Consider the following 26,771-nt stretch of genomic DNA (forward strand, 5'->3'; position numbering starts at 1 on the left):
GAGGCGTAAATGGTGAGGAGTGAGGGGTAGACTTCAACACCTCACACCTCACACCTCAGCGCGATTTCCAGGCATTTTCTTCCAGATATAACAATAGCTTGTGCATTCGGCATGGTATTGTTGCCAAGCAGCATCTAGTATTATGCTGCACGTACCCAGAAGTAAAATCTCAGGAGGAGAAACGGTATGACGACGCAAGTAGCCAAGAAGTTAGCAATCGCTCTATTTATGGCCTTGATGGCAGGCGGACTGATCGCTTGTGATGATCAAGGGCCGGCTGAAGAAGCGGGTGAAAGCATTGATGACGCTGCAGAAGATGCCGGGGAAAGCATGGAAGAGCTCGGCGAAGATATGGAAGAGGCTGCCGAAAACTAGGCCGAGAATTTATTTGATGAGTTAGCCAAAGCAGTCGCTGAAAAGCGGCTGCTTTATTTTTTGGAATATGGCTATGATGACTCCAATAATGATAAGAAATGGAGGAAGCAACATGCAGTTACAGTGTGATAAAAGTCTGCTATTGATGGTCGATTTCCAGGCCGGGTTGCTGCCTGTGATCGATGGTGGTCAAGAGGCCGTTAACGAAGCGGCTTGGCTAGGCGAAATGGCGTGCTTGCTTGAGGTGCCGGTATGGTTAACCGAGCAGTCTCCAGAAAAGTTGGGGGGAACCTCCGCACCACTGCTCGCCAGCTTGAATGACTATCAGCTCTGGCAAAAACAGCACTTTGGCGCCATGGCGGAAGCTGAATTTCGTGAAGCACTAAACGCAACGGGCAAAACTCAGATTGTGCTGTGTGGAACAGAAGCGCATATCTGCGTGCTGCAAACGGGACTAGGTCTATTAGCGGCAGGTTACGAGCTGTACTGGCTGAGTGACGCTTCTGCCAGCCGCCGCCTGCAAGAGGCTGCGTTTGCCCGTGAGCGCGCTTGCGCAAGCGGTGCTGTGGCGGTGACGGCAGACATGGTGGCTTATGAGTGGCTACACCGCTGTGACACTGCGCTATTTAAAGAGGCGCACCAGCGGTTTTTAAAGCCACGTTCGGCTCGCCCCGTACGTTTCTTCTAGGCTGTTCGCCTCGCTCTAGCGATCACTATCCTTGCGAGTGAAAACGAAGGTATCACCCTCGGATGCCGAGGCATCGAAACGATAGCCTGCTACATCGAATGCCTTGAGTTGCTCTGGGTTGTTGACCTGTTGCTGAATCAGCCAGGCGCTCATCAGCCCGCGGGCCTTTTTGGCGTAGAAGCTGATGATTTTAAAGGTGCCGTTTTTCTCATCTTTAAACACCGGCGTAATGACTCTGGCATTGAGTTGCTGGGTATCTACCGCTTTGAAATACTCATTCGAAGCGAGATTCACCAGCACGTCAGAGCCGCTTTCAGCAATGGCCTCATTGAGCGCAGGCGTTAGTATAGGCTTCCAGTAGGCATACAAATCCTTACCAGCACTGTTGGACAGCTTGGTGCCCATCTCTAGCCGATAGGGCTGAATCAAATCCAGGGGCCGTAGCAGGCCATATAAGCCGGAGAGTATGCGTAGGTGGGATTGCGCGTAACGGTTATCTGCTTCGCTGAAGCTTGCTGCTTGCAGGCCGGTATAGACATCGCCCTGAAACGCCTGGGCAGCGGGTTTGGCATTGCTCAGCGTGAAAGGGGGGCGCCACTCCTCAAAGCGCGCTGCATTCAGCCCCGCCAGTTTATCGCTGATGCCCATAAGTTCACTGATTTGCTGGGGCGAGTAGTCGCGCAAAAGTGTGATCAATGCTTGGCTGTATTTCAGAAAGTCAGGTTGTGTTACCTGCTCTGTGGTCGGTGGGGTTTCAAAATCCAGCGTTTTAGCGGGAGAGATAACGCTCAGCATCGCATGCTCCTAGGGCCATCATAAGTGAACGTAGTATACCAAGCCTCGGCCAAGGCCGAGGCTATCGCTTCGATAGTTCTGGCAGAGCCGCTTACTGCCTATAGGCGGGGCTCAGCAGCCGCTTAAGGGCAGGGATTCGGCATGCGGCGATGAATATCTTCGATGGCCTCTAGCACTTCGTTATCCAGTTTGAGACTCTCGCTGGCAAGGTTGCTTTCCAACTGCTCCATTGTGGTGGCACCAATGATATTGCTGGTTAAAAAGCTGCGTGAATTAACAAACGCCAGCGCCATTTGCGCAGGGTCTAGCTCGTGCTTTTTAGCGAGCGCCACATAAGCCTGGGTGGCCGCTTCGGCTTCGGGTGAGGTGTAACGCTTGAAGCGCTCATACAGCGTCAAGCGGCCTTTGGGTGGCTGCGCGCCATTAAGGTATTTACCTGAGAGTACCCCAAACCCTAGCGGTGAATAGGCAAGTAGGCCGACATCTTCACGGTGGGCAATTTCAGCCAAGCCGACTTCAAAGGAACGGTTAAGCAGGTTATAGGGATTTTGAATTGACGCCACGCGGGGTAAATCCAGCTTGTCGGCGAGCTGCAGTGAGCGCATTACGCCCCAGGGAGTGTCATTAGAGAGCCCTATAGCCCGCACCTTGCCAGCATCAACCAGCTCTTTCAAAGCAGCGAGCGTCTCTTCTAACGGCGTCGCGTCTTCGTCTTTGCTATGCACGTAGCCCAGCTTGCCAAAGAAGTTGGTTTGCCGGTCTGGCCAGTGCAGTTGGTAAAGGTCAACGTAATCGGTTTTTAAGCGCTCCAGGCTGGTGTCAATGGCCTGATGAATATGCTCACGGGTTAAACGCGGCCCACCGCGGATATGGTCAAGGCCTGGGCCTGCGGCTTTGGTGGCTATGATGAGATCGTCTCGGGCGCCGCGCTGCTTTAGCCAACTGCCGATATAGTGTTCCGTCAGACCCTGTGTACTGGCCATGGGCGGGACGGGGTATGCCCGGTATCAATAAAATTGATGCCAAAGGCCACGGCCCGGTCAAGCTGTTCGTGGGCTTCGGCTTCGCTATTTTGCTCGCCAAACGTCATCGTACCTAAGCAGAGTCGACTGACCTCCATGCCGGTTCTGCCAAGTGGGCGCGTTTGCATTTTCATCTCCTTACTAAGGCGGAATTGCCACAAATAAGCCACCATTACCTGGATGGTAGACGGCGTATGAATCGCATGTTAGCGAGGCTCTTGGCAAGCAGCAAATTAATGGGGTTGAGTCGTCGCAAAGGCAGGCGTATGCTTGCCAGCCCATCGACCGGCTAAAGGCCGGTTTCTCGTGTGGTTGGCAGCTATTTCATGACTGCTGGCCCAAGGTTCCAACAGACAGGCAGGGTGGTTTGCCATGCTGCAGGCATCAACGTTATTTACTCGGCTAGAATTTCGCCTAGCTGAACGGCTGTTCCATAATCACTGGTTGTTGCCGCGTTCACCGCGCACCCAGCGTTTAACGATGCGCTTATTTAAGCGCTGTGCGGAGGCGGGTCACCCTGACGCGCTCTCTGTTTATGGCCATATGTTGTTTCATCGCAGTCAGACGCCCCAAGACAAGGCGCGCGGTGCGCGCTACGTTCTGGAAGCGGCGCATGCCGGGGATGTAAAGTCACAGTACCAGGTGGCACAAATCCACGAGCACGGCTGTGCTCAATACCCGCGCCGTGAAGACTACGCGGTCACGTGGTACGCCCGCGCTGCACAGTCGGGTCACTATCTAGCGGCCGAGAGGCTTGCCCGTGCTTATCGCCTGGGTGAGTTAGGCTTGGCAGTGGACGGCGAGCGAGCGGCTTACTGGCAGCGACAGGCGGAACAGCAGACGCTAAATAACGTGGCCGCCGCATGAAGCGTTACCGCGTTTTGATTGAGTGAGGAAGGTTGTGTCCGAGACGCTACCCACAGTATTAGATATTGAAGCGTCCGGATTTGGGCGTGGCAGCTACCCGATTGAAGTCGGCATCGCACGTGCCGACGGAAGCTGCTGTGCTTTTCTTATTCAACCGCTGGAGGAGTGGACGCACTGGGATCCTAAAGCCGAATTGCTACACGGTATCACCCGTGATCGCCTTATTCACGAGGGCTACCCGGTCCGCCAAGTTGCCCAATGGTTGAACGATGAGCTGCGCGAGCTGGGTAAGGCGTATAGCGACAGCTGGGGATACGATAACACCTGGCTGTCGCTGCTTTTCCATCACGCTGGCATGCTGCCGGGTTTTCGTCTTGAGGCGTTAAGAATACTGCTGAGCGAAGAGCAGCAGGCACTATGGAGCGACACCAAAGAAGCGATGATCGCCGAACAGGGGATTCACCGTCACCGGGCAGGGGAAGATGCCCGCTTGCTCCAGTTGACGTATCAGCATACCCGTAAGCTCACTGAGCACCTGGGCCGCTCGTAACTCCTTCCTTCTCCGGCGTTCGTTATAGCTGAGCTTCTAGCGCATCAAGGAGCTCACCGGGTGACGGCGCGTCGAGCAGCATCTCCCGGGTGGGAGCCGCCAAAAAACCATGACCGACCGTGCTGTCTAAAAAAGTCAGCAGTGGAGAGTAGAACTCGTCAATGTTAAGTAATCCCATGGGTTTTTCATGCAGGCCCAGGTAGCCCCACGTCCATATTTCAAACAGCTCTTCCAAAGTGCCAATTCCGCCCGGCAAGGCAATAAACGCATCGGCGTTGGCCGCCATGGTGGCTTTGCGTTCGTGCATATTGCGCACCCGAATCAGCTCGCTCAAGCCAAAGTACGCCTGTTCGCGCTCCACCAGGTGGTCGGGCATCACACCAAGAACTTCACCACCGGCCTCAAGTGCTGCGTTAGCTAGCTCGCCCATCAGGCCAACGCGTGCCCCGCCATAAACCAGCGTATGGCCGCGTTCAGCGAGCGTGCGCCCCAGTTGATTAGTGGCCTGCCGAAAGGCAGGGCTATTGCCTTCTCGGGAACCCAGATAAACGCAAATTCGAGCCATTCGAACATTCCTTATAGCAAGCGAAGAACAGTATTTAAGGAGAGTACTTAAGGAGAGTACTTAAGGTAAATGTTGATTGACCTGATGATGCTGATCCATCCACTGGCCAATCACATTATCGCCACACAGGTGATGGGCATACTGGGTATGCAGGCAGCGTATCTGGTGCCAGTTAGTAATCCCGCCAATGCCTCGCTCGGTCATCACCTGGGTGTAACCCAGCTTAGCGACTTCTGCACGCTGAGCATCGCTCATAAAGTCCCAGCGGGCGGCTACATAGTCGCGGTGACTCTGCTGATAGGCCTCAAGAAATTCGGGCTCATCCTGCAGGCGCTGTTCGAGCGCCTTGATCACACCAACGGCTTCGATGCGGGAAATCTCGACTTTCAGCACATCTGAGCAGAGCCAATACAGGGTGGGGAAGGGTTTGCCATCGACAATCGGTGCCATACGCAGCACGAGCGGCGTGCCTTCACCGTCGGTAGCGGCGACCGCTTCGATGCCGCGCGGTGCACGGCCAAGCTGCTGGGCAATAATGGCGAGCTGACGTTCGTCAGGCGCTTGGTTGGTGCGTATCACCATTGGGTTGGTCTCTTATGAACGATCGTCTTGAACAAATTTAGTCGAGCGGCCAACGGCACGGAAGAAGCAGCGATTGAGCTGTTCAGGGGACGCGACATAGCACCACGTCCGCTCACAATATTCAGCGGCTCGTGCCATTAGCACGTCATAAAGGCGGTTGAAGGGGGCATCATAATCGTAGGGGTCGGCACCAAACAAGCGGATATGCGGGTAGTCGGCAAAGCGCTCGACAAAATAGTTTTCCAGATCGGCCTCTACGGCACGGTGTTGGGCGACGTTGTCAGGGTCTATCCAGAGGTTGTAGCGGATGGCCATTACAATTGGCTCCTGTTGCCCCGAAAGCACGGGGCTGCGGTAATCAGGCGGGCTCAGGCGCGTCTTGCAGGTGCGACGTTAGCGCCTCGCGCAGGTCACCCTCAATAGGCATGGCGCACTTGGCCTGGTGGTCATACTGCACCATAACGGTATGCCCCAGGTTAGTGAGTTTGCCATGCTGGCGCGCCTCTTGGGTCACAGTAAACGAGCTATTGCCTAATCGCGTTAAGTAAGTACGTATTTCGATATCGTGACCGTAAAACAGTTCAGCCCGATAGTCGACTTCCATACGCGCCATAATCAAACGCCACTGCTTGGGGTTTAAGTCAGGGGTAAAGAGTTTGAACAGGTCATTGCGGGCAAGCTCAAACCACGCCGGCAGGCGGGTGTTGTTAATGTGGCCTAAGGCGTCGGTATCGTAAAATGCGGGCTCGATGGTACGTGTAAACATGGCATGTCCTTGTAGTTATGAACATAATTATGAACAGGGTTATGTAAAGAAGCAGCTATTGGCATAACAAGGCTCTTTAGGATTGACCCAAGCAAGCGCTTGGTCAAGCACCCTTTACACTAAACGCAATCCCTGCTGGTCGCGCCAGGCGGCTTCCAGGGCCTCTTTCAGGGGGGCTTTCAAGTGTCCTGGGAGCGCGTCATGAGCGTCTTGCAGTGAACCAAAGGAGCGGTTGCGTAGCCAGCAGTAGGCCCAGGCGCAGGCCTCGGCGTCGCTATCGGGGGTCGGGCGAGCGGGCATTTGATTAAGCAAAAACACCGCGGTGCGGGGTGCCCATAGCGGCATTTCGCCAAGCTCATCGTGACTCCACTGTTCAAGCGTCGTGCCACTAGGCGTGGCGTCGGGGGTGCCTAATTTCGCCACCCGTGCTGTTTCAGCCAGAATGAGCGCTAGCTGGTCTGTATCCGCTTGGCCTAGCGAGCGCCATTGCCGCAGCAGCGCAGATAGCCCCGCGCGCATCTTGGTATAAAAGTCATCTTGCGGCATGCTTGGCACAACCCCTATTCAATGAGTGAGATTTTTCATGGCCTATGATTTTGCCACGCCTGTAGAGCGACGCCACCCAGAAGGTGGCTGGGCATCGCAAAAGTGGCACCGTTACGGCGACGATGTGTTACCCCTTTGGGTCGCCGATATGGATTTTCGCTCCCCGCCAGCGGTGATTGATGCGCTGCAGGCTAGGGTAGCTCACGGTGTATATGGCTATGGCGAAGTGCCTGCTACGTTAACAGAAACCCTGTGTGAGTGGAGTGCCCACCACTATGATTGGCCGATTCAGTCGGCGTGGCAGCAGTGGCTACCGGGCGTCGTGCCGGCCTTGCACATCGCCGTATTAGCGCTAACCGAGCCAGGCGACGGCGTATTAACGGTGGCTCCCATCTATCCGCCATTTTTAGACGTGGCAAAGCGCACCGGGCGACTGCCCCAGCAGGCGATGCTGGCTGCGCCTTCGACGCTTAACGAGCCATGGCAGCTCGATATTGCCGCCCTGGAAGCAGCGATTACGCCGCGTACCCGCTTGCTGCTGTGGTGCCAGCCCCACAACCCGACCGGGCGCGTATGGCGTCATGAGGAGCTTGCCGCACTGGCTGAACTGGTCAAGCGCCACGATCTTTGGGTGGTCTCCGATGAGGTGCACTGCGATCTGCTGTTAGACGAAGGTGCCCAGCACCGCCCGTTAGCCGCGGCATTTCCTGAATTAGCGAAGCGCACCATTACCCTGTGGGCGCCGTCGAAAACGTTCAACCTAGCCGGGCTGACCAGCGCCTGTGCGGTGATTCCCGATACTGCGCTGCGTGAGCGGTTTGCGGCGGCTACCAAAGGGTTACTTCCCGATGGCAATGTGCTTGGCTTGGTTGCGGCGGAAGCCGCTTATCGACATGGCGAGCCGTGGCGTCAGGCGCTGTTAAGCGTGTTGAGAGAGCATCGTGGGACGCTGCAGGCGCGTATAGCGGCTTGGCCGGGCGTGCGCTGGAGTGCGTCAGAGTCGACCTATCTAGCTTGGCTGGATATGCGCGAGGCAGGGCTAGGCGATGCGCCGCATAAGACGCTGCTGAAAGAGGCGGGGGTAGCGCTTTCGGACGGGGCTGCCTTTGGCTGCCCCGGCTATGTACGGCTTAACTTCGGTACTACCGCTTCCCAGCTGGAAGCGGCGCTGGCTCGAATGGATTCCCTGCTGAAGCGGGATTGAAAGCCTTCAGAAGACCTTAGTACATCATCGCAAAGAGTTTGCGGCGGTAAGCAACGGTCAGCGGGTGGTCGGCGCCCAGGGCGTCGAACACCTGTAGCAGCGTTTTACGTGCCGCGTCATCGTTATAGGCGCGATCCTGCTTCATCAGCGCCAGCAGCGCCTCCAACCCTTCATCATAATGACCGTCGGCCACTTGGCGCAGGGCGCGCTGGTACTGCGCTTCGCTATCGGTGCGATCACCCAGGGCGGCAATCTCTTCGGCTGAGAGTGCCTGCTCGCTAAACTCGATGCTGGCGCGTACGCCACGGGCAGGCGCGGCATCACGCTCCTCCGGCGGCAGGTTATCGAGCACCTCGCGGGCCTCATTGCCTTTGTCCTCCGCCAACAGCACGCGGGCGAAAGCTACCTGGTAGGCGTAGTGCTCTGGATACTGGCCCATCAGAGTTTCATAAATCTTACGGGCAGCGGCGATTTCGCCGGCTTTCAGCGCCTCTTCCGCCTGCTCTTCTGGGGTGGGCGGTGCCTCACCTGGGGCAGGGAAGTAGCGGTTCAGCCACTCGCGGACTTCTTTCTCCGGCAGAGCGCCTTGGAAGCCATCGACTAAACCGCCTTGGCTAATCAGCTTCACATCAGGCACCGACTGTACGCCCAATTGGCCGCCAATTTCAGGGTTCGCTTCGATATCGAGCTTGCCGAGCAGGAAGGCGCCCGCGTACTCAACTACCAGCTTTTCCAGTATTGAAAGCAGAGTACTGCTGCCAGGATGAGAAGGTGAGTAGCAGCCCAGTAGCACGGGCACCTTCATGGAGGCTTCCAACACCTGCTGAATATTGCCTGCATTAAGCTCGATAATAACGTCTTCAGGACGTACCGCTGCCTGTTCAGCATCAGGCGCGGGGGCGTCGGTATTTCCGGTATCCGCAGTCAGCGGTTTACCTGAGCGGGGATCAATAATCTGCATAGGAAGACTCGGCATCAAAAAATGAACAATAGTTCCCTATGATATGCAGGCATGCCCGGGAGGATTCAAGGAAAGGAGGGGAAATAAAACCCAGGGCGCGATGATGCACGCCCTGGTAGAACCATTTTTTTCTGGTATTGCTTAAGGAATGATTCGTTCTGCGCGCAGGCGAGCGAACAGGTCGAAAAACGCCGCGCGGGTTTCGCGGAAGTGGTCAAAGCCGAAATCGCGGGATTTGGTCACATCGTTAACGCACTCAAGCTCGCGTCCCAGGTCGGCATCGGTGTGCCACCAGGAAGCCAGCTTGGAAACGTCGGCTTCGATTAGCCCGTGTTGCTCGGCAATCTCAGCCCAGGTTGGCGCTATGTCGGCCATCTGTGTTTCAAGCGGCTGCGGCGTTTCCGGGCAGTCCGGCACTTCAAGGCCGAAAAACTCACCCATTTCATTCCACAGCCGACGCCAGCGGAAAATATCGCCATTGACGGTGTTAAAGGCTTCGTTATGCGCGCCGGGCGATACTGCCGCCCACTCCATCTGCCGCGCCAGCACCAGCGAATCGGTCAGGTCGGTCAAAGCGTTCCACTGGGTCTGCGAGCCTGGGAAAATGAACGGCTTGCCCGTTGCCTTGCAGATAGAGGCATAAACCGCCAGCGTTACGCCCATGTTCATAGCGTTGCCGCGGGCATAGCCGATCACGGTGTGCGGGCGGTGCACGTTCCAGCTAAAGTCGTCGCGCTTTGCCGCTGCGAACATGATGTCTTCGAGGGTGTAGTAGAAGTTCTCACCCGGTACCCGGGGCGCTGATTCACGAAACGGCGTCTCGGTCTTGCCACTGCCGTAGTTTTCGAAGGCGCCTAGGTACTGCTTGGTGCCGGTGACCAACGAGACATGCGCCACGCTTGCACCCTGCAAAGCGTCGAGCAGGTTGTGCATCATCGCGCCGTTAGCCTCGACATTGGCCTTCTCGTTGTCACGGCGTACCCAGGTGCAGTAGAAAACGTTAGTAATGGGTAAGCCCGAGAGCGCCTTAGCCGTCGCTTCGCGATCGAGCAGATCGGCGGCGACGGGAATGACACCCTCTTGTTGAGAGGGGCGACGTGATAAACCGTAAACGGTCCATCCGCTAGCGGCGAGATAGCTGGCCAGATTGCCGCCGGTGATGCCGGTAGCGCCTACTACAAGTGCTGTGCCTTTGCGCATCGTTAATTCCTTATGCAGACAAGAGATTCGAAACGGGGGGCGAACGTTGTGCTCGTGCCCGATGAAAAGCAGTTTGGTCGCTGAGTATCATTGCTACAATTGGAAAGATCGCAAATCTTTATTGCGACAGGAGCAACTCAATGGATCTCAATGCGCTACGCATCTTTGAGCGCGTCGCCGCGACAGGAAGCTTTACTGCCACCGCGCGTCATTTTCATCGCGCCGTGTCGTCGGTCTCACGCCAGATTGCCTCTTTAGAGGAGGCGCTGGGCCAGCAACTGTTCTATCGCCACACCCGTGCCGTGACGTTGACCGAAGCGGGCTGGCGCTACTATCAGGAAGTTCGCGAGATTCTTGAGCGGCTCGACTTGGCGACTGAAGCGCTGATGGCACCCAATACTGAGCCCAGCGGTGTGCTGCGCCTTAACGCCCCGGTGGCCTTCGGCCAGCGGCAGATCGTGCCGATTCTGCACCATTTTCAGCGCCGCTACCCGGCGATAAAAGCCGAGCTGATGCTGACCGATCAATTGACCGACCCGGTGCGTGAGGGCATCGATATCACCTTTCGCGTCGGTGCCTTGGCGGATTCCACCTTGGTGGCGCGCCGCCTAGCGCCAATGAATTATGTGGTGGCCGCGGCGCCCGAGTATTTGCAACGTTGTGGTACGCCCACCCGCCCGGATGATCTGAGCCAGCATGACTGCTTACTCTACCAGGGGGAAATGGGCCGCCAGCGCTGGTATTTCAATACTGCCGATCAGTCACAAGCCTGCGCTTATAAAGTCGACGGCAGCCTCTACAGCAACGATGCCGAGAGTTTGGTGCGCGCAGCGCTAATGGGGCAGGGGCTGGTGATGTTTCCCACCTGGCTGATCGCTGACGAATTGGCATCCGGTGCCCTGGTGCCGGTACTCGAAGCGTGGGAGTGCGAGGTTATGCCAGGCAGACGCGATATCCACGTGCTCTATGCTCAGCGTCGCCTACACACACGCAAGGTGAGTGCATTTCTGGATCATCTGTTTGAAATGGTGGGGCCTACGCCGAGCTGGGATCGCTGGCGTGAGCAGGAGTGATGCTCGACATTGGGAGCGTTCAGAGTAGTTCTTCTCTGAGTTCTTCTCTGTCAGATACAAAGACTGCATATACCATCAAGGTGGAAGGCTCACAGCGTCGGCGCGTTTATCCAGTATTTCCTTCGTTTATAGCGACGCCTTTTTTTCACCGGGCGGTATTCGCTTCATAATATGAGTTCCCGCCGCGGGGTGGCCACGGGGGAACTCCTTATCTCAACATTCAGTTGGCGTAATCATGCGAGAACGCTGCCAGTGACGCCTTCAGGTCTTTTTCAGCAATCGCGGCACCAATGCTGCGGAACTTCCAGCTGCTATTATGGCGATACACGCTACCCATAATCATGCTCACTTTGCCCGCGAACGTCGGGTCGTTAGCCACGTCAAATTTTGCAAATTCGCTACCGCTACCCGCTTTACCGTTGTGGATACGAATACCCGCAAACGGGATCTCACCGAAGTTCTGTTGTGAAAAAGAATTCAACACTAACGCAAGCGTAGTGACGTTACTGGGTACGTTTTTTAGGTTGATCTGGATAATTTCGTTGTCTTCGCCATCATCGCCGCCAGTGTCACCCGTGCGGTCGTCGCCGCTGTGATTGATAGAGCCACACTTCGATTTCAGCTGACGAAACCACACCGTATCGACCAAATTGCCTTGGGCGTCAAACATGCCAACAGAGGCATCCAGGTCAACGGCGACGTGTTTTTTGCCAAAAAAGCCTTTCTTTTCGATTGCGCCCCAGTTAACACCGATTTCGATGTAATCCAGGCTGCCACCGCCTTCTTTTTCAAGGCTAATACGTTGGCCTTTCGCGAGGTTAATAGACATAGTGAATGCTCCATGTTTTGCTTGATTGCCGGGTACCGGCATTGGGTTTAACTAATTGGGGTTAACTAAAGGGCCACCGTATTACGCTGGCCCCTAAATGGATTAGCCGAACAAGTTGCCCAAAAAGCCTTTCTTTTTCGCTGGGGTGACGTTTTCAAAGCGATAGGGGATCTTGAATTTCTTGTTGTACGGCTCTGACTCGCTGGCCTGTGGGCCTTTAAATACCGCCGGGCCCACGATGTCGACATCGATGGAAGCATCCCGCCAGAAGATCCAAGGCGTTTCCTCCTGCCCAGGCTTTGATGTTTTGCCGGAAGGCGCCAGGATGACTTCTTCTTCAGTGATGATTGCGTAGCCAATGATATAGGTGTAAATGTTGGGGTTGCGGGCATCGGGAGCCTGATTGAAGTCGAAGCTGCAAATTACCTCGTCGCTGCCATAGGTCATTTTCATTTCCGGACGAAGTGACGCCACCGACACTGCGCCATTGCCCAGGGCAGAATAGACACTGAAGCACAGCGCTACCGGCCCGCCGGCGCGCTTTGCGATGTCGCGAGCCACGGTAATGATTTCCTCACCTGGCGCGTCGATGCTGGCGCTCTGTACATCACCGTGATGGTGCGCAAAAGGCATCGCCTGCAAGGATCCCCGGTACTCTCCGTCAATCAGGTACATCTTGCCGTCAGGGGCCAAAAGCGAGCAGCGCAGGTCTAGGTCGTCATTGCCATCATCACCGTCACCGTTATCAACCCACTGGGCACGCACAATAATATCGGAACTACCTTTGGATAGGCTGATGGTGGCGGTCTGGTCTGCTTTAGTCAGATTGATCATGGTGGTTCTCGCTGGTCGGGTAGTTAAATAGAGGCTTGTAAGGCGGCGACCCGCTTGGCCCAATTGTTGTGGCAAGTCGCTTCTAGCATCTGTCCACTGTGTTGAAACACCGCTTCCGGACTATTGAGCAGGGCATGGGCCTGAGGCTGTTGGCGGGCCATGGCTTGCGTAAAATGCTCTTCGACCAGCGCTACCTGCGCCGGGTGGACGCAGGTCTTGGCATAAAACCCCCAGGCTATGTCCAGGGCCACTTCACGAGACAGGGTGTTGGGTTCGCTTATCAAGTCACACACGGGGGCTGACAGCTCAAACCCCGCAGGCCGGAAAATGGTAATGAGCCGCTCAATGGTTGACCTCAAGGGGGTGTCATAGATGGTTTGGCCTGGCTGGCGTTTAAGGCCTATGGCACCTAAAAGATCATTAGCGCCAATACGCAGGGCGATGACCGGGTTACCTAGGGCTTGTACCGCTTTAAGGGTGGCGATGGCGCTGTCTTCACGAAATAGCGCCGGTGTTTCGAGCGTTGGCATGATGGCGAGCTGTTTATTGCGATCCAGCACGTCGCGCCATGCGGGCATGGTGGTGTCGTCAAACTTTGGGATCACCACCCCATCGAGGCGCGCCACCGCATCGGACGACTCCAATAGTTGGCGCAACACAAAGGGGTTACGCGGTCTGACAAAGCGGAGAAAGGGTACCTTTGCTGGAGCAGCCTTCAACGCTTTTATCAGTCGCTGCACGGCCCAGGTGACGGCATCGGGTGCCACCGCATCTTCCGTACACAGGATGATCGATCGTGCATCGTGGCAGCCAACGGCTAAAATCTGATCGAGCGATTTGTGGGTGGCGGGCACATAGAGCGAGGCGCCGAGCTGGCCATAATGGGGAGTCGCCATTAGATAGCCTCCGCCTTGGTAACCGCTTTGATCAATGAGCAGGCGTGGAAAGGCATATCAGGGCATACGTCCACCGGCACGCCTTTTTCTTCAGCCAGCAGCATTAGATGTTCAACATCCGGGTGGGCTGTATTACGTACCATCAACAGCGCCGGCACGCGACGCAACATGACGCGTGTGGCCTCAGCAATACCTGGTTTGATGTAGTTGATGTCGTCGACGCGATAATGGCGTTGGATCTGGGCGAGCATTTCTTGCATCAGGCACCGCTGGCGCGTGAGTTCGCCCTCTGTTGGCAAAGAGGCGCCATCAAACGGCTGCGATAAATGAGCGGCGACACGTTCTATGAACGCTTGTGATTGGTCGTAAGACGCCAAGTCGGTATAGAGGACACAGCCATGAAAAGCACCCTCAGGGACTTGATGGTTGAGTACCGATCGCGATACAAGGCCTGATACAGTGGCGTTGAGAATGCCCGATGGAATGGCATAGTCCTCACACGTTGCCGCGTAATCGGCCGACCCGCCGATGTCTGAAATGACCGCCAAACGGGTAGCGACGGTGCTTTTACCTTTGGCACGTCGGGCAGTGTTGTAACGCGACATATCTGAACGCAATTCACGGGTAATCACGCCTTTGGCTGTCCAGGCATCGACGAAGACGAGGCGCTGAGCATCTACGCCTACGTCATCCAGTAGATAATCCAGCGCCGCGGTGTCGATGCCTCGATCACGAATAATGGAGACGCTGTAGTGCTGGCATGCCTGGTCTTCATAATCCACTAAGGCGCGTCGCAGTAGCGCGCCCGCCGGGGTGCCAGCGCGTACCAAGCTGACCAGCGTAATGGGAGAGGCGCTAACCCCCAGGTCGGTCATCAACTGATGGGCTAACTGGCGCACTTCACGCGCTAGCCTGGGGGCGTAGCGCTCGCAAAGGGTCTCGAATAACGCCAGGTATCGTGGGCTTGGCGCTTCCTCACGATGGATCATTTCACTGTAGTGGGCTTGGCCTGTTTGAATCCGGTGCTCTTTCTCTTCAATCGAGAGGTATTCTGGCACTATCGGAGTGAGCAGAAACTGGCAGTCATCCGGCAGGTAAGAGCCATAAAAGGGGGCAAGCGGGGCCACTGCGGTCATTGGGCGAGTTCCTTAACAGCGTTCCAAACTTGGCTACGCGTGGGCATCACGGCCATATCGCTATGGGTCATGAAAGGTAGATCCGATAGGCTGTCGCCAAGCGCGATGATGGTGTCTTCTGGCTGACGCTGCAGCACCTCCTCGAGAAGAAACCGGCAAGCCTCTGATTTGCAGGTGTAGGAAGGGCGTAGAGCGGCATTACGGGTGTTGGCATGAAGCGATAGCCCATGTGTCTGAGCAACCTTATTGAGTAGCGCGTGAGCCTCAATAGTCAGCTCTCCCGTTGCCTTGATCGACAAATAGACCGGCACTGACAGGTCTTCCAGCTGACGCAAGGTAAACTGCAGGTGTGGTACTACCTGGGGCAGCGCCTCGCTAAGATCAGCGTAGGCCCGACCGATGGCCAGGTGCGCATTATCCACGTGAGGTGACAGCCGGGATTGCCACGCCGGTAACACATGGCCTTCGAACGTGACCAGCGCGCCATGGCTGACCACGGCATACTTTCTTGGAAAGGATAGCGTCACACGGTCCAGCGCATAGCTGGTTCTTCCTGTCACCGGAATAATCAAATCGGCCGCGCCACTGAACAGCTCCCACAGCATGCGTTGCTGGTGGGTCTGAAACGAAAGCGGGGTGCCGTCGCCATCGACAGCCGCGAGCTGAACGCGCTCAGCGTTGTCGGGCAATGACCGCTCACTGGCGAACAGGGTATCGTCGAGATCTGTCAGCAGGATCACTCGGCCCCGGCTCATGCCACTTCTTCCTGTTTGCCATTAGCATACAGGCGGTGAGCTGCTTCAAGCGCTTGGCTTAAATGCGGCTGACCGATGCCATCAAAGGCCAATGGCTCACGCTGTAGCGGTGCGTTGTAAAGGAAGTGGGTTTTATTGCTATCGCCGGGAGCGGGGTGCTCAAGCCGATTCGCCACTTCATCGCCCAAGGCGATGGGTGAGCGTGTAGAGCTTTGAAACAGCACATCCATACCAGCCATTTCTAACGCCAGGGCCACACGAAAGGGGGTATCTAAGAATTCCCCCATGCCATACACCACATGGGGTTTATTGACTTGAAGGTTCCGCGAGAGAAATTCGTCTTCCAGTACTGCCTCGTAGCTACCAAACAGCATGCCGTAAAGCCCCTGTCGCTCCAGTGGCAGTGGCGCTGACTGTGTGGCTGACTGTGCGGAAAGTGCATTGCAGAAATCGACATCGACGTTATCGGGCAGAGTGGCCTGATATTCTGGGTCGGCAGCGAAGGAAAAGGTTCCCGCCATCAGCTGTACGAAGTTAATCTCGATATTAGACGGTAGCAGTGACAACAAGTGCGCTCGTGCTGCTTCGTCTAGCCAGCTTACGATCGACACAATGTGTAGACGCTTAACCCGTGAAAGTTCGGGTTGCCCCATTAGCGAATGGGCTAACTGCGCCAATGTGCGGCCCGTGGATATCTCATCATCGACGAGCACAAGATCCTCAGTCGTTTGGACGGCATTTAGCGCATCGCCTTCCAGGCGCGCCATGTGCATCGTATCAGCGTGTGAGTGTGCCTCGCGGATGCGTAACCAGGGATTAGGCACCAGGAAGCGAGTGGTGTGATGAAAAACGCTATGCTCATGCAGCTTGCCAAGATGGCGTGCAACGCCAGCGCCTAAACCGATCGCCGTTTCCGCCATGCCTACCACATAAGCGGTATGGCCGCGTAACTGGATGGCCTGCGCTAACTCGGCATGAACAGCATCCATTTTAGAGGGCCGCACCGGTATATGCTTGCCCAGCACACGGGATACGAACAGGTAGCCGCGACGGGGATTTAGCCGCGACGCAAAGGCGATTAATTCGTCAAGGCGGTGGCCATTTTCGGTCAATGTAAGCGTCAGCCGTCCGGCCTGGATGTCTTTAATCGCTCTTTGCGTGCTCATAGAACAGTATTCCAATCAGTATATAGGCTCTGAAAAACCGCTTAAGCGCGCCAGAAATAGCTTTTCAGAACAAACATCTCCCAGCATCGGAAGCCCGTGTCATTTAAAAGTCGCGTTAGGGTAAGTTGCTTAGATGAGTGGGAGTCACCGCTCCCACTCTTACACTCGTTTAAGAGGCGCTTAAGCCATACTTGGATGCGAGGTCGCTCAGACCACCGCTAAAGCCTTGACCGATGGCGCGGAACTTCCATTCGCCGTTGTTACGGTAAAGCTCACAGAAAATCATGGCATCTTCAATTGAGTAATCTTCTGACAGGTCGTAACGAACGACTTCTTGATTATTGTCTTCGTTGATAACGCGAGCGAAGGCATTATCAACCTGACCGAAGTTCTGGCCACGTGCCGCGGAATCGTGAATGGTGACCGTGACAGCAATTTTGTCGACGTCAGCGGGCACCGTGGATAGGTCGACCTTGATGACTTCATCATCGCCTTCGCCTTCACCCGTGAGGTTATCGCCCGTGTGCTCAACAGAGCCATCGGTAGATTTTAGATTATTGTAGAAAATGAAGTCTTTATCACTGCGGCACTTGCCATCGCTATTGACCAGAAAAACGCTGGCATCTAGATCAAAGTCCTGACCGGTGGTGATGCGAGGATCCCAACCCAGGCCGATACGGATTTTCTTGATACCGGGTGATTCTTTGCTCAGCGAAATGTTACCGCCTTTAGAGAGAGAAATAGACATATGTTGACACCTCATCGTTAGTTGATAGATATAGAGAGGCCAAGCCATTGCTTGACCATAGGAAAGACCTTATTGCAGGCCGTAACCGGTTAGGAATGCCGCCAAACCACCCGCAAAGCCATCGCCTTTGGCCGCAAAGCGCCATTCGCCATCTTTCTGGTAAAGCTCACCAAAGATCACTGCCGTTTCGGTGGAGTAGTCCTCAGAGAGGTCGTAGCGTGCAACTGGATCGGTGCTACCGTCTTTCAAGACCCGGACGAAGGCGTTGTTGACCATACCGAAGTTCTGGCCACGCGCCTCAGCCTCGTGAATGGTAACGACGAGAACGATTTTGGCAACATCGCTACTCAGCTTCTCAAGGTCAACGGTGATGGTTTCGTCGTCGCCTTCGCCTTCCCCAGTAAGATTGTCACCAGATGACACGACACCACCACACGGTGAAGATAGCTGGCTATAGAACACTAAGGCACCGGTTTCACCGACTGGTTTGTCATTAGCATCCAGCAACAGAGCAGATGCGTCTAGATCGAAGTTTGCACCATCGGTAATACGGGTATCCCAGCCCATACCTAGGGTGAATTTCGTGGCACCTGGGGCTTCCTTCGAGAGGTTAATACGGCTGCCTTTGCTCAGGTCGATCATGCAACACTCCTTAGTACGTCATATTGGTTAGTACCCGAGAGTAGGCACTGGCAAACGTATTGAGTCGCTTGCCAGTATCTCCTCAGTGAGAGGCGCCAGGCGACTCGACTTTCCTTCCTGGATTCATAGCATAACCGCCGCACTCTGGGCCATCCGGTAGAATCAGGAGTGCCCGAGCCGGTACTCGCTCCGCTTTACGATCAAAGTGAAGCAGCGTATGGGATGCCGACAACTGACCCGAACCCAACGATACCAGATTCACGCTTGTATTGGGGTAGGTTTGAGCCAGCGATAGGTCGCCAAACGCCCTGTCTTCATGACAGCACAATAAGCCGTGAGTTGCGTCGTAACGTGACGAATGGTGGTTATGACCTCGAGCTGGCTCGGCGTCGGCGCAATGGGCGGCAGGAAACACATAGATAACAGAGAGTGTCTGAACTTACGGGTGACTGTTGACTCAAGCGAGAGCTGATGAGAATCGGCTAATAATGAGATATCTTTCTGGTGCGTTCAACGTACGTTAAATTGAATTTTGGAAACCCTGAGGCATCGTAAGGTGTAAGGTATTTAAGGGTGGGACAAGTAGGTGTGTATGTGGCTAGGGTGGTGCAGTCACTCAACGTAAAAATTAAATTAACCAATCACCCGGCAACATTTAATTAGACGGTTGTCGGCGCTGTTAAGGGAAGAGTAATTGATGGGTACCCAACTGATTGCAGGGCAGAACGCCAAACTTAATGACGCACAGCTTACGTTTAGTCTCGCCGTGGGGAACGACCAAGGTGCTGGCCTAGACGCCTCAGCCATTCTGCTGGCTAACACCGGTAAGGTGTCGAGCGATGATGACTTCATCTTCTTTAACCAACCCAAGCACCCGTCAGGTGGCGTAGAACAAAAAGATGGGTCGACATTTTCGGTCGATCTGAGCAAGGTGCCCGGCCACCTTGAACGGATAGCCTTCGTCCTCACCGTTGAGCCTGGGCTATCAGCGTTGTCAAGCGGCTACCGTTTTGACCTTAAGGGTAACGCTGATCAGTTTGAATTCAGTGGGCAAGGCGCAGGGCGCCAGGAGAAGTCGCTCATCGTGTGCGAGTTGTACCGTCGCAACGGTGATTGGAAAGTGAAAGTCGTTGACCAGGGCTTTGCCGGTGGCATGGCACCGCTTGCCGAGCATTTTGGCGTCGATGTCGACAGTAATTCCAAGCCAGCTCCCACGCCAACACCGGCCCCCGCCCCTCCCAAACCCCAGGAGAAGCCATCGATTAATCTTAGCAAAATCACCCTTGATAAAAAGGGCGACACTATTTCGCTTGAGAAAAAATCAGCCACGTTCGGCAAAATCCATGTGAACCTCAACTGGGATCAAACCGCCGGGGCGGGCGCCAGCAAAAAAGGTCTATTGGGATCGTTACTGGGCGGCAAGCAGGGAGGCGTCGATCTTGATCTTGGCTGTATGTTCGAGTTTAAAGACGGCACCAAAGGGATTGTTCAAGCCCTTGGTAATCACTTCGGCAGTCTGGAAAGGGCGCCCTATATCTTTCTTGATGGCGACGATCGCACGGGGTCAGTGAACCAAGGCGAGAACTTATACCTGAATGGCCAGCATTGGGGTGACATCAAGCGTGTGATGATCTTTGCCTTCATTTATGAAGGCGTTGCCAACTGGGCGCAGACCAACGGACGCGTATCGATCAAAGCGCCTGATCAGCCTGAAATCGAAATCCGCATGGACGCCAGCGGTAAAAACGAGAACTTCTGTGTGATTGCGATGCTGGAGAACCAAAACGGGGCCCTGAATATTTCCAAAGAGGTGAACTACTTCGGCAGTCACAAGCCAGCGGATAACCATTATGGTTTTGGCTTCCAGTGGAAAGCGGGCACTAAGTAACGACATAACGTTGCCAACCCCTACTGGTAGTGCCGTCCTGCTACGGCACTGCTTCTCAAGACGCTTGATGAATGCAGTGAGGAAACCATGCGCCGACTCCCCGTATACCTAGTGCTTGATAAGTCCTACTCCATGGCCGGTGAACCGATTAATGCGGTGAACCAAGGCTTGCAGGCCTTAGTCGACATGCTGCGCCAAGATCCTTTCGCGCTTGAAACTGTTTACCTGTCAGTGATCGAATTTAGTTCAGAAGCCCGCCACACTGTGCCCTTGTGCGATCTGATGACCTTCCAGCCCCCCACACTAAAGCCTGATGGTATGACGGCTCTGGGCGCGGCACTCAAGCTCACCGCTGAGCGTATCCGTGAGGAAGTACAGTCCTCGTCCAGCAGCGCGAAGGGCGATTGGCGTCCTTTAGTGTTTGTCTTCACTGATGGTGTGGCCAATGACGACTTAGATGCAGGCGTCCAGGCTATGAAGAGTGTCAGTGTGGCTAAGTTGGTTGGCTGTGCCGCTGGCGCCGATGCGGATACGGCCGATCTGCAACGTTTTGCCACCGACGTTGTGCGGTTGAACAGTAACGACGCCGAGTCTATCCGGGCCTTCTTTGCCTGGGTCTCTGCCAGTGTCTCAATGACCAGCCAGTCCGTTGAGTCTGGCGGCAGCGATGGCAGCGCCGAATTGCCGCCCCCGCCCAATGAAATCAGTGTCATCAACCTGAGCAAAAACTGAGCTAGGAGCTAGCCATGGATCGTCGTTTACCTATTTATCTACTTATCGACTCGTCGGGCTCAATGCGCGGCGAGCCCATACAGTCAGTGAACGTTGGCTTGTCGGCTATGCTGTCGGCGCTGCGCCAGGACCCTTACGCGCTCGAAACTGTTTACCTATCCATCATCACCTTTGATCACGAAGTGAAAGAGCTGCTCCCCCTGCAGGCCTTAGAAAGCGCCCAGGTGAATGACATTGAGCTGCCGCGCTCTGGCGCAACGCATATGGGCGAAGGCCTTAATAGGGTCTGTGACTGCGTAGAGCGGGATATCCTGACGTCCACGTCCGACCAAAAGGGCGACTTCCGGCCGATGCTGTTCGTGATGACCGATGGCTCGCCCTCGGATCTGATGGATTTTGAAGCGGCGGTAACGCGCATCAAGGCAATGAAGTTTTCCGAGATTATCGCCTGCGCGGCTGGCCCTAAAGCCAAGGAAGAGCACCTCAAAAAGTTCGCGACCAAGACGGTAAGTCTTGAAAACATGGACAGCGCAGGCTTTGCCAACTACTTCCAGTGGGTATCGGCGTCTATTGCGGCTAACGCTAGTGGCCAACAAAACGGGGCTGGCGACGACATCACGCTGCCTCCGCCCCCCGATGAAGTGCAGGTCGTCCTGTAACCGAGGTATTAATGAGACGTTTACCCATTTTCTTTGTGCTCGATGTTTCGGAATCCATGGCCGGTGAGCCTCATGCTCAACTGCAGCGGGCGATGGAGTCTATCGTTGAGCAGCTTCGCCAGGACCCCAGCGCCCTGGAGACCGTGCATATTTCGGTCATCGCTTTTGCTGGGCAGGTGGGTACCGTGGTGCCCATGGTCGATCTGATGGGGTTCTACCCACCGCGTTTACCGCTTGGCGGCGGGACGGCACTGGGGGAAGCCCTGGATGAACTGATGACCCGTATTGAGGTGGACGTAAAAAAAACCACACCCAACCAACGGGGAGACTGGGAGCCGGTTATCTACCTATTGACGGATGGCCGCCCCACTGATCGCACTGATGCTGCTATCAAACGCTGGCGTCAGCACTACGCCAGCCGCGCCCATTTGATTGCAGTCACGCTTGGCGGGGCTGCCGACACGCAAGTGCTCAAACAGCTGACCGATGACGTGGTCTCGCTGGAAAACGGTAGCGGCGAAGATTTGAGCCGCTTTGCCCGCTGGGTCTCTGCGTCGGTCGCCGCACAGAGCCAAGCGCTGGATGTGGGTAAAAACGCGCCAGGTATCTCACTTTCCAAAGCGAGCGATGTGGGGATTAGCTTGGTGAAGGACAGTGACGCGGCGCCGGTCGACGATCAGGTCGTGGTATTCACCGGTCGCTGCCACCGCCACAAGAAGCCGTACTTGCTCAAATACAACGCCGTGGCGGTACCGGGCAGTTTTGGGGCGCCAGCCGCTCAGGGTATTTATGGTCTCGAAGGTGTCTTTCCCCTCAGCGAGGAGTATTTCGAGTGGTCTTCGGAGAGCAGCGCCAAGGCATCGGTTAGCAGTGACCAATTGGAAGGGGTGCCGCCTTGCCCTCACTGTGGCGCGGTTACCACATTTGCATTATGCGGCTGCGGCAAACTGATGTGTTGTAACGGCCCTGGCAAGCAAATCTGCCCTTGGTGTGACGCTAACGTAGCGTTTGGTCAAGGTAGCGGGGGTGCCGGTTTTGATGTGGGTAGGGGGCAGGGGTGAAGGAATCACAAGACTACTACCGTCGGGTTATTAATAGCCTGTTTGGCGCTCCAGGGCAACGGGTGAAGGATCACGTGGTGGATCAGGTACTAAACGAGACGGACGCAGCTGCGTTAATCGATGACTTTCGCAACCGCTTTAATGACGTCATGTTAGAGCACTTTAAACAGGCAAAAGAGCACGGCACGACAGCAAAAGAAGCGGGTTCCGCCTTTATGCCAGGTATCTCCATCAGCGATAGCGAGGAACGCTCAGTGTCCGAACATAACGATGCCAATTCGGGTAATGCTCCCCAGGATCGATCAGCGGGCGCACCTCTCCAGCCGGGCGATATCCCCTCCGCGGCCCCTGCAGAAGCGCCGGTGACGGTAGTCGCGTCGCGTACCGAGAGCCTCCCCAATGGCCGTACGGGGCAACCCTATGACGTTTGCCTTGATGAGTTGCTGGATGACTTGCCGGCTAAGCTGCAACTTGATCATGATGGCGGCAGTTGTCTGTCATTGTCCCATGACCGGCGGCTGCAGGGCACGCCGACTGCCCAGGGGGCTCACCAACTGGACGTGCAAGGTCTTAATGAGCATGGCGAGAAGATACTGCAGCTCACGCTCAAGCTGGCGCTGATCCCTAGCTCTCGCGACCTATGGAAAGACCTGCCGTCAGATCCCGACGCTCCCTATGCCAAGCCCGATGAAGACGTTGCTCGCCTAAGTGGTGGCGAAGGGTGGCAAATGGCCATGGGCTCACAACGCGGTCGGTCTCATGCCCACCGGGGTGGTCAGCGTGATGATCACGGCACTATCGCCCGGTCAGCAACAGGCTGGAATGTGTTGATCGTGGGGGATGGTGCGGGGTCGTGTGAGTACGCTCGCCAGGGAAGCTTATTAGCCACGACCGTGGCCCGCGATGAGCTGTTGAACTCATTGGAGGCAAGCGAGGGGGCCGCTTTGGAAGCCGCCGCGCTTGCGTGGTGGAAAGGGGGGGATCGTTCTCGCATGTCACAGCAGTTACTGGTACCCCTGCAGCAGACGGTGATTACCGCGGTGCATGCGGGCCATCGAGCGATTACTGAGGAAGCCAAAGCCGCGGGGCACCCGGCGAAAGCTTTTTCGACGACCTTGCTACTCGCGCTGCATAAAGAAACGCCAGATGGACACATCGTGGTGACGTTTGGGATTGGCGACGGCGCGGTGGCGGCGCTTTACGAGGGGCGACAAGCCCAGATGCTGAATACCGCCGACTCAGGCCAACATGCCGGACAAACCCGCTTTCTTGACGCGCCACTTTTCCAAGAGGCTGAGGGTCTTTACCAGCGAGTGAAGATTAACGTTTTCTCGTCACTTGATGCCCTGATTGTCGCTACCGATGGCCTGACCGATCCAAAGTTCACGTCTGATAACGATATGCACGACGGTGACAGCTGGTGGGCGTTTTATGATGAGCTGGCGCCAGCCCTGGAAGCCCCCGATGCAGCGTCTGAGCGCGACCCGCTGCAGGACTATCTGAGCTTTTTTGTTGAGCGCCATCACGACGACCGGACGTTGGCGGTGCTGTATCGTGACCGCGTTATGTCAGCCGATATGAGCGACTCGGAGCTCACGACATGAGCGCCCCCATTATTACGCTAACAGCCTCCAACGGTGAGCAAGTTCAGTTTCGCGACAAAATCATCGCCACAGGTGGTATGAAGGATGTCTATGCCAGCCCAGACAAGCGCTACGTGGTTGCCTTCTACCGTGCCCAGCTGGATGACGCTGCCCGTCAGCGCCTTGAGATGATTACCGGCGCCTACCGTGAGCGCATCTTTGACAATGAGCAGGGCGCCTACTGGGAGCAACTGTACTGCTGGCCCACGGCGACGGTTGAGCACAACGGGCGTACCGGGGTAGTGGCACCGTTCTATCGCGACCATTTCTTCTTTGAGCATGGTTCGTTCAACAACGACATGCTCAAAATTCAGGGTAAGGATAAGGAAGGCAAGTGGTTTGCGTCGCCCAACAACCAATTCAAGTTCTTAGACGCCAGAGAGCGCGGCAACTGGCTTAATTACCTGCAGCTCTGCTTACGCCTGTCTCGCGCCGTTCGTCGGCTACATGCGGCAGGGCTCGCCCACAGTGATTTGAGCTACAAGAATGTTTTGTTAGCACCGACGACCGGCAACGTCTGTATTATCGATATGGATGGTCTGGTGGTGCCCGACCGGTTCCCCCCAGAGGTCGTGGGCACCCCCGACTTTATTGCGCCTGAGTGCGTTGCAACGAGCCATCTGCCTAAAACTGACCCGCAACGGGTATTGCCCAGTATTTTCACCGACCGGCACGCGCTGGCGGTGATGGTCTATTCGCTGCTGCTGTTACGCCATCCCCTGCGCGGACAAAAAGTGCATGCCGATGATCCCAGCGAGGATGAGCGTCTCACGATGGGGGAGCAGGCGCTGTTCGTCGAGCATCCCAGCGACAACAGCAATCGGCTCACCCCAACGGAAGCAACGAAGCCGACCGAGTTGCCGTGGAAAGACCCGCAACAGCTTCCCTACACTATCACCGGCCCTTACCTAACGGCGTTGTTTGATCGTGCCTTTATCGATGGCCTACATGACCCCCGCAAACGTCCTAGCGCGGATGAATGGGAGGTTGCCCTGGTTAAAACGGTGGACCTGATTCAGCCCTGCCAGAATAGCGCCTGCCAGCAAGCCTGGTTTGTCTTCGATAACACCACGGCGCCACGCTGCCCCTTCTGCCAAACCCGGTATCAGGGAAAGCTGCCGGTGATTAACTTTTACTCCTCGCGGGGGGATCGTTATCGTCCGGATAACCACCGTTTGATGGTGTATTCAAACCAGAGCGTTTTCCCGTGGCACGTTGATCGCACGATTATGCCGAACGAGCGGCTTGGCGATGCGCATAAATCGCGGGTGGGCTACTTCGTGCTGCACCAGCAGCGCTGGTTCTTGGTCAACGAAAATATGCCTGATTTGAAGAATGCTCAGACCGCTGAGGCCGTACCGCTCGGTGGCAAGATTGAATTGGAGGACGGGCTACAGCTGCTAACCGGCAAGTCACCTAGTAGCCGCTTGTTCTATCTGCAGATGGTGTAAGAGCATGCTCAGCCTTCGAGGCGATAGTCTTTCAAATAGGTAGCACTGCCCATGGCATGCGACAGTGCTATCTGATTGCTTCTTTTGCGAAATATGTCGATACGGTCAATCAGAGAGTCACCGCCAGGACGCTGTCAGCCACCGTGTATTGCGCGATAATGAAGGCGATATAGCACGCTGCCATGATCCCGCCTGCTATACGGCCGATCTTACCTACGAAGAGTAGGAAGGCCGCAAAGACGAGGGTTACAAGCACGACGACGTAGATGTCGAAGGACGCAAAACGTGGATCGATCAGCAAAGGTTTGGCGACGGCAGACAGTGCCAATACCGAGAGAATATTGAAGATGTTACTGCCAATGATGCCACCTACGATCATGTCGTTCTGGCCCTTGCGAGCGGCAGCTACGCAGGCGGTCAATTCAGGTAGCGAGGTGCCGAAGGCAATAAGGGTCATACCGATTACGGCTTCGGGGACGCCGAGTGCAATCCCTCCGGCAACCGCTCCCTGAACCAGAATCTCGGACCCGACCAGCAGAGTTGCGATACCGACAAGCAGCATAAGTCCCGGAAAACGGCTGCCGGTATCGTGCTCTTCCACTTCGTCTACGTCGAGCTTGCTCGCCTTGTACTGGTAAAACACGTAGCCGGCAAGCGCGATGACCATCACCAGACCTCCCCAAGCTGGCAGGGTGCCGGCGATGACCGCTGCCGTCATGCCTGCCGTGGCGACCAGCATGACGACCGTGTCTAGACCTACCTCGGCGCGTTTGAAGACGACAGGTGCAATCAGGGCTGATACCGCAATCACCATCAATATATTGGCAATATTTGAGCCAATCACGTTACCCACCGAAATGCCGGGAAAACCGGATAGGTTGGCGTTGACAGAGGTGAAAAGTTCCGGCGCAGAGGTGCCGAACGCCAGAACGGTGGCAGCAATGAAAAGCTTTGATAATCCTGACCGTCCGGCAACCGTCACGGCATTATCGACCGTCCAGTCCCCTCCCTTGATCAGCAGCCAAACGCCAAAAGCGATTGCGCCAAATGCAATCATGGAAAGTTGGTAGGTGCTGAGTTCGTGCATGTTGGTTCCTGAAAAATAAACAACGGCGAAAAGTGAGGACGGTTTATGTG

Annotated in this window: 29 protein-coding genes and 1 pseudogene; 12 read left to right on the top strand and 18 right to left on the bottom strand. The window is 55.7% G+C overall.

Annotation, left to right across the window (positions count from 1 at the left end; translation table 11 throughout):
* The first annotated feature begins 186 nt into the window (after positions 1 to 186).
* On the top strand, positions 187 to 375 hold the full coding sequence (locus ACT3UM_RS15705; protein WP_022520373.1) for a hypothetical protein: 189 nt from the start codon (positions 187 to 189) through the stop codon (positions 373 to 375).
* Between the two features lie 112 nt (positions 376 to 487).
* A complete protein-coding gene (locus ACT3UM_RS15710) occupies positions 488 to 1,063 on the top strand; it encodes an isochorismatase family protein (protein WP_498900310.1) in 576 nt (191 codons plus the stop codon).
* Positions 1,064 to 1,078: 15 nt separating this feature from the next.
* On the opposite strand, the gene yaaA is transcribed toward ACT3UM_RS15710, so the two are convergent.
* Positions 1,079 to 1,858 (bottom strand): peroxide stress protein YaaA, encoded by a 780-nt coding sequence (yaaA, locus tag ACT3UM_RS15715; protein ID WP_498900312.1) that lies wholly within the window; start codon positions 1,856 to 1,858, stop codon positions 1,079 to 1,081.
* A 122-nt stretch (positions 1,859 to 1,980) separates the two neighbouring features.
* A pseudogene (locus ACT3UM_RS15720) lies at positions 1,981 to 3,008 on the bottom strand (NADP(H)-dependent aldo-keto reductase).
* A 244-nt stretch (positions 3,009 to 3,252) separates the two neighbouring features.
* Here ACT3UM_RS15720 and ACT3UM_RS15725 point away from each other — a divergent pair.
* Positions 3,253 to 3,747 (top strand): tetratricopeptide repeat protein, encoded by a 495-nt coding sequence (locus ACT3UM_RS15725; protein WP_035576449.1) that lies wholly within the window; start codon positions 3,253 to 3,255, stop codon positions 3,745 to 3,747.
* Positions 3,748 to 3,781: 34 nt separating this feature from the next.
* A complete protein-coding gene (locus tag ACT3UM_RS15730) occupies positions 3,782 to 4,297 on the top strand; it encodes a hypothetical protein (RefSeq protein WP_498900314.1) in 516 nt (171 codons plus the stop codon).
* 22 nt (positions 4,298 to 4,319) lie between these two features.
* On the opposite strand, the gene ACT3UM_RS15735 is transcribed toward ACT3UM_RS15730, so the two are convergent.
* The 5 genes from ACT3UM_RS15735 to ACT3UM_RS15755 all read right to left on the bottom strand — a co-directional run bounded on the left by ACT3UM_RS15735 (position 4,320) and on the right by ACT3UM_RS15755 (position 6,756).
* Positions 4,320 to 4,862 (bottom strand): LOG family protein, encoded by a 543-nt coding sequence (locus ACT3UM_RS15735; protein WP_498900316.1) that lies wholly within the window; start codon positions 4,860 to 4,862, stop codon positions 4,320 to 4,322.
* 60 nt (positions 4,863 to 4,922) lie between these two features.
* A complete protein-coding gene (locus tag ACT3UM_RS15740; protein ID WP_498900318.1) occupies positions 4,923 to 5,444 on the bottom strand; it encodes a DUF501 domain-containing protein in 522 nt (173 codons plus the stop codon).
* 12 nt (positions 5,445 to 5,456) lie between these two features.
* Positions 5,457 to 5,759, bottom strand: a complete 303-nt coding sequence (locus tag ACT3UM_RS15745) for a hypothetical protein (protein ID WP_035576453.1) — start codon at positions 5,757 to 5,759, stop codon at positions 5,457 to 5,459.
* Between the two features lie 43 nt (positions 5,760 to 5,802).
* Complete coding sequence (locus ACT3UM_RS15750; protein ID WP_035576454.1) at positions 5,803 to 6,210, bottom strand: acyl-CoA thioesterase; 408 nt, start codon at positions 6,208 to 6,210, stop codon at positions 5,803 to 5,805.
* Positions 6,211 to 6,324: 114 nt separating this feature from the next.
* On the bottom strand, positions 6,325 to 6,756 hold the full coding sequence (locus ACT3UM_RS15755; protein ID WP_498900321.1) for a hypothetical protein: 432 nt from the start codon (positions 6,754 to 6,756) through the stop codon (positions 6,325 to 6,327).
* Positions 6,757 to 6,793: 37 nt separating this feature from the next.
* On the opposite strand from ACT3UM_RS15755, the gene ACT3UM_RS15760 reads away from it, so the two are divergent.
* Complete coding sequence (locus ACT3UM_RS15760; protein WP_498900323.1) at positions 6,794 to 7,960, top strand: MalY/PatB family protein; 1,167 nt, start codon at positions 6,794 to 6,796, stop codon at positions 7,958 to 7,960.
* 16 nt (positions 7,961 to 7,976) lie between these two features.
* Here ACT3UM_RS15760 and ACT3UM_RS15765 read toward each other — a convergent pair whose 3' ends face one another.
* Entirely contained in the window at positions 7,977 to 8,921 is a 945-nt protein-coding gene (locus ACT3UM_RS15765) for a tetratricopeptide repeat protein (protein ID WP_498900325.1), read from the bottom strand.
* A 141-nt stretch (positions 8,922 to 9,062) separates the two neighbouring features.
* Complete coding sequence (locus tag ACT3UM_RS15770; RefSeq protein ID WP_498900327.1) at positions 9,063 to 10,121, bottom strand: SDR family oxidoreductase; 1,059 nt, start codon at positions 10,119 to 10,121, stop codon at positions 9,063 to 9,065.
* Positions 10,122 to 10,261: 140 nt separating this feature from the next.
* Here ACT3UM_RS15770 and ACT3UM_RS15775 point away from each other — a divergent pair, with 140 nt between their 5' ends.
* Positions 10,262 to 11,194: a LysR family transcriptional regulator gene (locus ACT3UM_RS15775; protein ID WP_498900329.1), complete on the top strand. Its 933-nt coding sequence runs from the start codon at positions 10,262 to 10,264 to the stop codon at positions 11,192 to 11,194.
* 220 nt (positions 11,195 to 11,414) lie between these two features.
* Here ACT3UM_RS15775 and ACT3UM_RS15780 read toward each other — a convergent pair whose 3' ends face one another.
* From ACT3UM_RS15780 to ACT3UM_RS15815, 8 genes are all read right to left on the bottom strand, one after another.
* Positions 11,415 to 12,023, bottom strand: a complete 609-nt coding sequence (locus tag ACT3UM_RS15780; RefSeq protein ID WP_498900331.1) for a TerD family protein — start codon at positions 12,021 to 12,023, stop codon at positions 11,415 to 11,417.
* A 102-nt stretch (positions 12,024 to 12,125) separates the two neighbouring features.
* Positions 12,126 to 12,857 (bottom strand): hypothetical protein, encoded by a 732-nt coding sequence (locus ACT3UM_RS15785; protein ID WP_498900333.1) that lies wholly within the window; start codon positions 12,855 to 12,857, stop codon positions 12,126 to 12,128.
* Between the two features lie 23 nt (positions 12,858 to 12,880).
* Positions 12,881 to 13,753 (bottom strand): aldolase/citrate lyase family protein, encoded by an 873-nt coding sequence (locus tag ACT3UM_RS15790; protein WP_498900335.1) that lies wholly within the window; start codon positions 13,751 to 13,753, stop codon positions 12,881 to 12,883.
* Complete coding sequence (locus ACT3UM_RS15795) at positions 13,753 to 14,889, bottom strand: cysteine protease StiP family protein (RefSeq protein ID WP_498900337.1); 1,137 nt, start codon at positions 14,887 to 14,889, stop codon at positions 13,753 to 13,755. Before ACT3UM_RS15795 ends, ACT3UM_RS15790 begins: the two co-directional genes overlap by 1 nt.
* Complete coding sequence (locus ACT3UM_RS15800) at positions 14,886 to 15,644, bottom strand: HAD family hydrolase (protein ID WP_498900339.1); 759 nt, start codon at positions 15,642 to 15,644, stop codon at positions 14,886 to 14,888. The genes ACT3UM_RS15795 and ACT3UM_RS15800 overlap by 4 nt, the downstream gene beginning before the upstream one ends.
* On the bottom strand, positions 15,641 to 16,810 hold the full coding sequence (locus ACT3UM_RS15805) for a phosphoribosyltransferase domain-containing protein (protein ID WP_498900341.1): 1,170 nt from the start codon (positions 16,808 to 16,810) through the stop codon (positions 15,641 to 15,643). Before ACT3UM_RS15805 ends, ACT3UM_RS15800 begins: the two co-directional genes overlap by 4 nt.
* A gap of 169 nt (positions 16,811 to 16,979) precedes the next feature.
* Complete coding sequence (locus tag ACT3UM_RS15810; RefSeq protein ID WP_498900343.1) at positions 16,980 to 17,558, bottom strand: TerD family protein; 579 nt, start codon at positions 17,556 to 17,558, stop codon at positions 16,980 to 16,982.
* 69 nt (positions 17,559 to 17,627) lie between these two features.
* Complete coding sequence (locus ACT3UM_RS15815; RefSeq protein WP_498900345.1) at positions 17,628 to 18,200, bottom strand: TerD family protein; 573 nt, start codon at positions 18,198 to 18,200, stop codon at positions 17,628 to 17,630.
* Between the two features lie 697 nt (positions 18,201 to 18,897).
* On the opposite strand from ACT3UM_RS15815, the gene ACT3UM_RS15820 reads away from it, so the two are divergent.
* The 6 genes from ACT3UM_RS15820 to ACT3UM_RS15845 all read left to right on the top strand — a co-directional run bounded on the left by ACT3UM_RS15820 (position 18,898) and on the right by ACT3UM_RS15845 (position 25,634).
* Positions 18,898 to 20,088 carry a TerD family protein gene (locus tag ACT3UM_RS15820; protein WP_498900347.1) on the top strand — a complete coding sequence of 397 codons (1,191 nt, stop codon included), beginning with the start codon at positions 18,898 to 18,900 and terminating at the stop codon, positions 20,086 to 20,088.
* 87 nt (positions 20,089 to 20,175) lie between these two features.
* Positions 20,176 to 20,820, top strand: coding sequence for a vWA domain-containing protein (locus ACT3UM_RS15825; protein WP_498900349.1), 645 nt, complete (start codon positions 20,176 to 20,178; stop codon positions 20,818 to 20,820).
* Between the two features lie 14 nt (positions 20,821 to 20,834).
* Positions 20,835 to 21,479: a vWA domain-containing protein gene (locus ACT3UM_RS15830; protein ID WP_498900351.1), complete on the top strand. Its 645-nt coding sequence runs from the start codon at positions 20,835 to 20,837 to the stop codon at positions 21,477 to 21,479.
* Positions 21,480 to 21,490: 11 nt separating this feature from the next.
* Positions 21,491 to 22,540, top strand: coding sequence for a TerY-C metal binding domain-containing protein (locus tag ACT3UM_RS15835; protein ID WP_498900353.1), 1,050 nt, complete (start codon positions 21,491 to 21,493; stop codon positions 22,538 to 22,540).
* Complete coding sequence (locus ACT3UM_RS15840; protein ID WP_498900355.1) at positions 22,537 to 24,144, top strand: protein phosphatase 2C domain-containing protein; 1,608 nt, start codon at positions 22,537 to 22,539, stop codon at positions 24,142 to 24,144. The genes ACT3UM_RS15835 and ACT3UM_RS15840 overlap by 4 nt, the downstream gene beginning before the upstream one ends.
* A complete protein-coding gene (locus tag ACT3UM_RS15845) occupies positions 24,141 to 25,634 on the top strand; it encodes a helix-hairpin-helix domain-containing protein (protein WP_498900357.1) in 1,494 nt (497 codons plus the stop codon). The genes ACT3UM_RS15840 and ACT3UM_RS15845 overlap by 4 nt, the downstream gene beginning before the upstream one ends.
* Before the next feature lie 109 nt (positions 25,635 to 25,743).
* Here ACT3UM_RS15845 and ACT3UM_RS15850 read toward each other — a convergent pair whose 3' ends face one another.
* Complete coding sequence (locus ACT3UM_RS15850) at positions 25,744 to 26,721, bottom strand: calcium/sodium antiporter (RefSeq protein WP_498900359.1); 978 nt, start codon at positions 26,719 to 26,721, stop codon at positions 25,744 to 25,746.
* Positions 26,722 to 26,771: the final 50 nt, after the last annotated feature.

Source organism: Halomonas sp. AOP13-D3-9, assembly GCF_052379125.1.
Lineage (GTDB): Bacteria > Pseudomonadota > Gammaproteobacteria > Pseudomonadales > Halomonadaceae > Vreelandella.